We start from the raw sequence: 4,253 nt of genomic DNA on the forward strand, positions 1-4,253 counted from the left end.
GCGCCACCACGGCCACGGCCGCCGGCGCCCGGCCCGGCGGACCGCCGCGCTGCCGGGCGCGGCACGGGGCGCGCTGTCATGCTGTGCGTACCGACGGCGAAGGAGGTCTCCATGATCCGCAGGCACGTACTCGTGACCGGTCGTGTCCAGGGCGTGTTCTACCGGGACACCTGCCGCCGTGAGGCGCGCGCGGCGGGTGTCACCGGGTGGGTGCGCAACCTGCCGGACGGCCGGGTCGAGGCGGAGTTCGAAGGTGATCCACAGGCTGTGGACAGTCTGCTGGAGTGGGCGCAGCGCGGCCCCGCGTCGGCGGTGGTCGACCACATGACGGTGAACGACGAACAGCCGGTAGGTGACACGGAGTTCGTCGTGCGCTGAGACTCCACCACCGTGCGCCCCGGGTGCTCTGTCGTGCACCGCCCGTGAACCCCGTTTCCCTCGCATCCACCGGTCGGCTGCCCCACGATGTGGAGAAGCACAGACCGACGAAGGGGTCCGCCATGGCCAAGCAGCCGCGCCACAGCCAGGGGTCCGGCGCTGCCCGCCCGCAGGACCGATCGAACCGCCGCGAGCGCGCCGAGCGGCACGACAACCGGGACCAGCGCGACCAGCGGGACCAGCGCACCCAGGACCGCCGGTTCCAGGACCAGCGGGACCAGCGCACCCAGGACCGCCGGTTCCAGGACCAGCGGTCCCAGGACAACCGCGTGACCAACCGCCGGTCGCAGTCGCAGCACACGCAGCGCACCGAGGTCCACGTCCACAACGCCGCCGCCTCGCGTGCCGGTTCACAGGCGGACTCCCGCTCCCAGGCCAACGCCAAGTCGGGATACGGCCTGTTGGCCACCCTGCTGCTGCTCTTCGTCGGCGGCATCGGCCTGTTGCTCTTCATGCTGGTGACCTGAGCCATGCCGGTGACCTGAGCAGACGAAGACCTGAGCACCGCGCCGGCCGTCGGGCCGGCACCCTGATCCGCGCGGCGCCCGCGATCGGTACGGCCGGTCGCCGGCGCTGCGCGCACCACCCACCGCCGGGCGCGGCGGACCGGGCCCTCGGGCCCGCTCCGCCGCGCCCGGCGCACTCCTGTCGTCACCCCGCCGCCGACGTGTCGCGAGCCGCTGCGACCGGGGCCGCTCAGCGCTCCGGCGCGGCCGGCACCGCCGAGCTGCCGTGGGCGGCCCCGAAGCGGGCGACGTAGTGCCACACCCGCTTGACGGCCGCGGGATCGTGCCGCCCGGCGGCAACTGCCCGCCCGACGATGTCGGGGTCCAACCAGCCGTCGACGGCGATGGATTCGGCGAGGTCGACGTAGCGCTCGCCACGGTAGTACGGGTGCTGCCGCAGGGTCGCCACCGAGACACGGAAGCCGGGGTGCCACTCCAGCGGGCAGGGGAGCCGCCGCGCCGCGGCCTCCACCGAGGTGCCCCGGTGGCTCGGGTCGAGCACCAGCGCCTCCACGTCGTGGGAGAGCAGAACCGGCCCGTGCACCTGCGCTTCGACGTAGTCGTCCAGCACGTCCCGGCCGTCCGCGACGGCCCGGTCGACCAGCCCGAGCCGTGCCGCGACCCCCACCGCATCGGGCGAGAAGCAGCTGTCCGGGTAGCAGAACGTGCTGCGTCCCAGCGTCTCCGCGCGCAGGCGCAGATGGGCGGAGCCGAACCGCGGTGCAGCGCCGAAGGGCCGATGGCGGAAGTTGAGCCCGCCGTACACGGGACGTTCCGCCGCCGGGGCCTCGTCATAGGCGCCGCCGAACATCCGGCTCTCCCAGCGCCACCGGTCACCGCCGGGACGCGCGGTCAGCCCGCCGTTCCCGGTGCCGGTGACGAACTGGGAGGAGTAGATCCCGCTGCCGGCCATCGAGTCGAGGATGCCGGTCCCGGCGTTGCTCCGGTCCGGGTGGAAGTTGAGTGTCACCCGCCACGCGGTGTCGACCGGCGGCCCGGACGCTCTGGCCGCCACGTGGCGCAGCGCCCGAGCGGCCGGCCCGGCGTCACCCTGCCGGGCGGACCGGGTCGCGTCGGCCGTCGGCTTCCCGGCGTCGCCCGTCGGCTTCCCGGCGTCGCCCGTCGTCATCGGGCCAGTCTCCCTCTCCACGCCCGTGCCCCGCACCGGTTTTCTCACCGACCGGGCGCCGCAGGCCACCGTGCCGCCGGGGCCACCGGGCCGCGCCGTCCGCCGGTGGCCACGGCGCCCCCCACCCCACAATCCCGCCGGCCGCTCCGCGGTGCGGAGGTGCGGTCGCGGAAGGAGCGGGCCAAGCTGGGGAGGACGGATTCCGCCCGGCCGGTTCTGGACCGGCCGCGGGGCGTGCGAGCCCCCCGGGCGGCGGGGTGCGGTGGCCGCCGCCGGCGCGACGCGGGCGGGCGGGGGTGGCGGCCGCGCCCGCACGGCGCGCACGAGGAGGTCCCCATGGCCCACCACCGGCACGCGAGGACGCACGGTGCCCCGCCACCCGAGATGCCCCCCGCCGACGGTCGGGGCCCCTCGGCCGGCCGGGGCCGGACCAACCCGAAGCTCGCACTCGCCGCGATGATGTTCGGCGTCGCGATGATCTTCATCGACCAGACGATCGTCGCCATCGCGGCGCCCAGCATCAGTGACGAGGTCGGTCTCACCTCCTCCGGCGTGCAGTGGGTCGTCAACGCCTACCTGCTGGCCCTGGCGGCGTTCTTCGCCCTCGGTGGGCGGCTCTCCGACATCTTCGGCCACAAGCGGGTCATGCTCATCGGCACGGTGGTGTTCGTGCTGGCCTCCGTGATGTGCGGCGCGGTGCCCGACAGCGGCTTCGCCCAAGCCTGGTTGATCACCTTCCGCGCGATCCAGGGGTTCGGCGCCGCGCTGCTCTTCCCCGCCGCGCTCGCCGTCGTGGTCGCGGTCTTCCCGGTGGAACGCCGGGGCCGCGCGCTGGCGTTGTTCTTCGGACTCACCGGTGCCCTCACCGCGCTCGGGCCGCTGCTCGGCGGGTGGCTCACCGAGTGGACTTGGCGGGCGATCTTCTGGGTCAACGTCCCCGTTGCCGTCGTCGCGCTGGTGCTGACCTCGCTCGCCCACATCCCCGACCGGCGCCGCGCCGAACGACTCGACCTGACCGGCGCGTTCCTGATCGCGGTCGGCATGGGGCTCGGTGTGCTCGGCTTCCAGCAGGCCGCCTCCTGGGGCTGGCGGTCGGTGGTGACCTGGGGCTGCATCATCGGCGGCGCCGCCGTGCTGGTGGTCTTCTGCCGGTACGAACTCCGGGTCCGTGAACCGCTGATCCAGCTGCGGGTCTTCCGGGACCGGGCGTTCACCGCCGACAACCTGGTGCTGTTCTTCGCGATGCTCGCGTTCGTGCCGCTGTTCTTCTTCGCCTCGGTCTACGCGCAGGTCTCCCTCGGGGCCTCCACCAACCAGGCCGCGCTGTACCTGCTGTACTTCTTCGCCGGGTTCGCCATCGCCTCGCAGGTCGGCGGCCGCATCCTCGACAAGCGCGGTGCCCGGCCCGCGATCCGCCTCGGCGGCGCCGTCGGCGCGGTGGGGTTCGCGCTCTGGGCCGCCCGGCTCACCGACCTGTCGATGCACAACCAGTGGCCGTTCGTGGCGTTGGCCGGTGCCGGGATCGGATTCCTGCTGGCCCCGGCCTCGACCGACGCGGTCAACCGCTCCATCGGCGCCTCCTACGGCGAGGTCACCGGCGTCATCCAGACCCTCCGCAACTACGCGGCTGCCATCGGCCTCGCCGTCTACGGCACGCTGCTCACCCACGCCACCACCCACAATGTCGCCGGCACGCTGCGGGAACGCGGCCTCTCCAGCGGCGAGGCGGACCGGGCGGCGTCCGGCGTGGCCGAGGCCGTCACCGGCCAGACCGGCAGCCGCGGCCCCGGCGGGGAGGGACCGCTCGCCGAGACGCTGCGGAACGCCGCAGGCGCGATCCGCCTGGACTTCGCCGAGGCCAACCGCTGGGTGTTCTACGGCATGGCCGTCGCCATGGCGCTGGCGTTCGTCTGCTCCTGGTTCCACCCCGGGACCCGCGTCACCGAGCACCCGCCGCAGGACGAGCCGCCCGGCCCCGCAGCACACGGCACCGGGCGGGGACCGAACTCCGGCGCGGTCCCGGACACCCCGGAAGGGCTGCCCAACCTGCCCGCCGACGCGGTGGAACGCACCCCCGTGGCACACCGCTGACCTCCCGGAGCGGTCGGTCGGCGGCAGCGGCCGGCCGCCCACCCGGCGACCGGCCGCCCCGCGAACGGCCGCCCCGCGAACGGCCGCGC

The 4,253-nt window shown here is 74.6% G+C and carries 4 protein-coding genes; 3 read left to right on the forward strand and 1 reads right to left on the reverse strand.

The genetic code is table 11. From position 1 onward, the window contains the following. Positions 1-111: 111 nt before the first annotated feature. Together HCN52_RS22365 and HCN52_RS22370 are read left to right on the forward strand one after the other, a co-directional pair. Positions 112-378, forward strand: coding sequence for an acylphosphatase (locus tag HCN52_RS22365; RefSeq protein WP_168090247.1), 267 nt, complete (start codon positions 112-114; stop codon positions 376-378). 122 nt (positions 379-500) lie between these two features. After that, positions 501-905, forward strand: a complete 405-nt coding sequence (locus HCN52_RS22370) for a hypothetical protein (protein WP_168090248.1) — start codon at positions 501-503, stop codon at positions 903-905. Between the two features lie 229 nt (positions 906-1,134). Here the strand turns inward: HCN52_RS22370 and HCN52_RS22375 are convergent, their stop codons facing one another. Continuing rightward, positions 1,135-2,073 carry a DUF3626 domain-containing protein gene (locus HCN52_RS22375; RefSeq protein ID WP_168090249.1) on the reverse strand — a complete coding sequence of 313 codons (939 nt, stop codon included), beginning with the start codon at positions 2,071-2,073 and terminating at the stop codon, positions 1,135-1,137. Positions 2,074-2,409: 336 nt separating this feature from the next. Between HCN52_RS22375 and HCN52_RS22380 the strand changes: the two genes are divergently transcribed. Continuing rightward, positions 2,410-4,164 (forward strand): MFS transporter, encoded by a 1,755-nt coding sequence (locus HCN52_RS22380; RefSeq protein WP_168090250.1) that lies wholly within the window; start codon positions 2,410-2,412, stop codon positions 4,162-4,164. The last annotated feature ends 89 nt before the right edge of the window (positions 4,165-4,253 follow it).

The sequence above is a fragment of the Streptomyces bohaiensis genome (assembly GCF_012033785.1).
Lineage (GTDB): Bacteria > Actinomycetota > Actinomycetes > Streptomycetales > Streptomycetaceae > Streptomyces > Streptomyces bohaiensis.

What these genes read in the sequence shown, in the direction of transcription:
- HCN52_RS22380 (WP_168090250.1), top strand. Translation starts at nt 2,410, where the DNA reads ATGGCCCACCACCGGCACGCGAGGACGCACGGTGCCCCGCCACCCGAG.
- HCN52_RS22365 (WP_168090247.1), top strand. Translation starts at nt 112, where the DNA reads ATGATCCGCAGGCACGTACTCGTGACCGGTCGTGTCCAGGGCGTGTTC.
- HCN52_RS22375 (WP_168090249.1), bottom strand. Translation starts at nt 2,073, where the DNA reads ATGACGACGGGCGACGCCGGGAAGCCGACGGGCGACGCCGGGAAGCCG.
- HCN52_RS22370 (WP_168090248.1), top strand. Translation starts at nt 501, where the DNA reads ATGGCCAAGCAGCCGCGCCACAGCCAGGGGTCCGGCGCTGCCCGCCCG.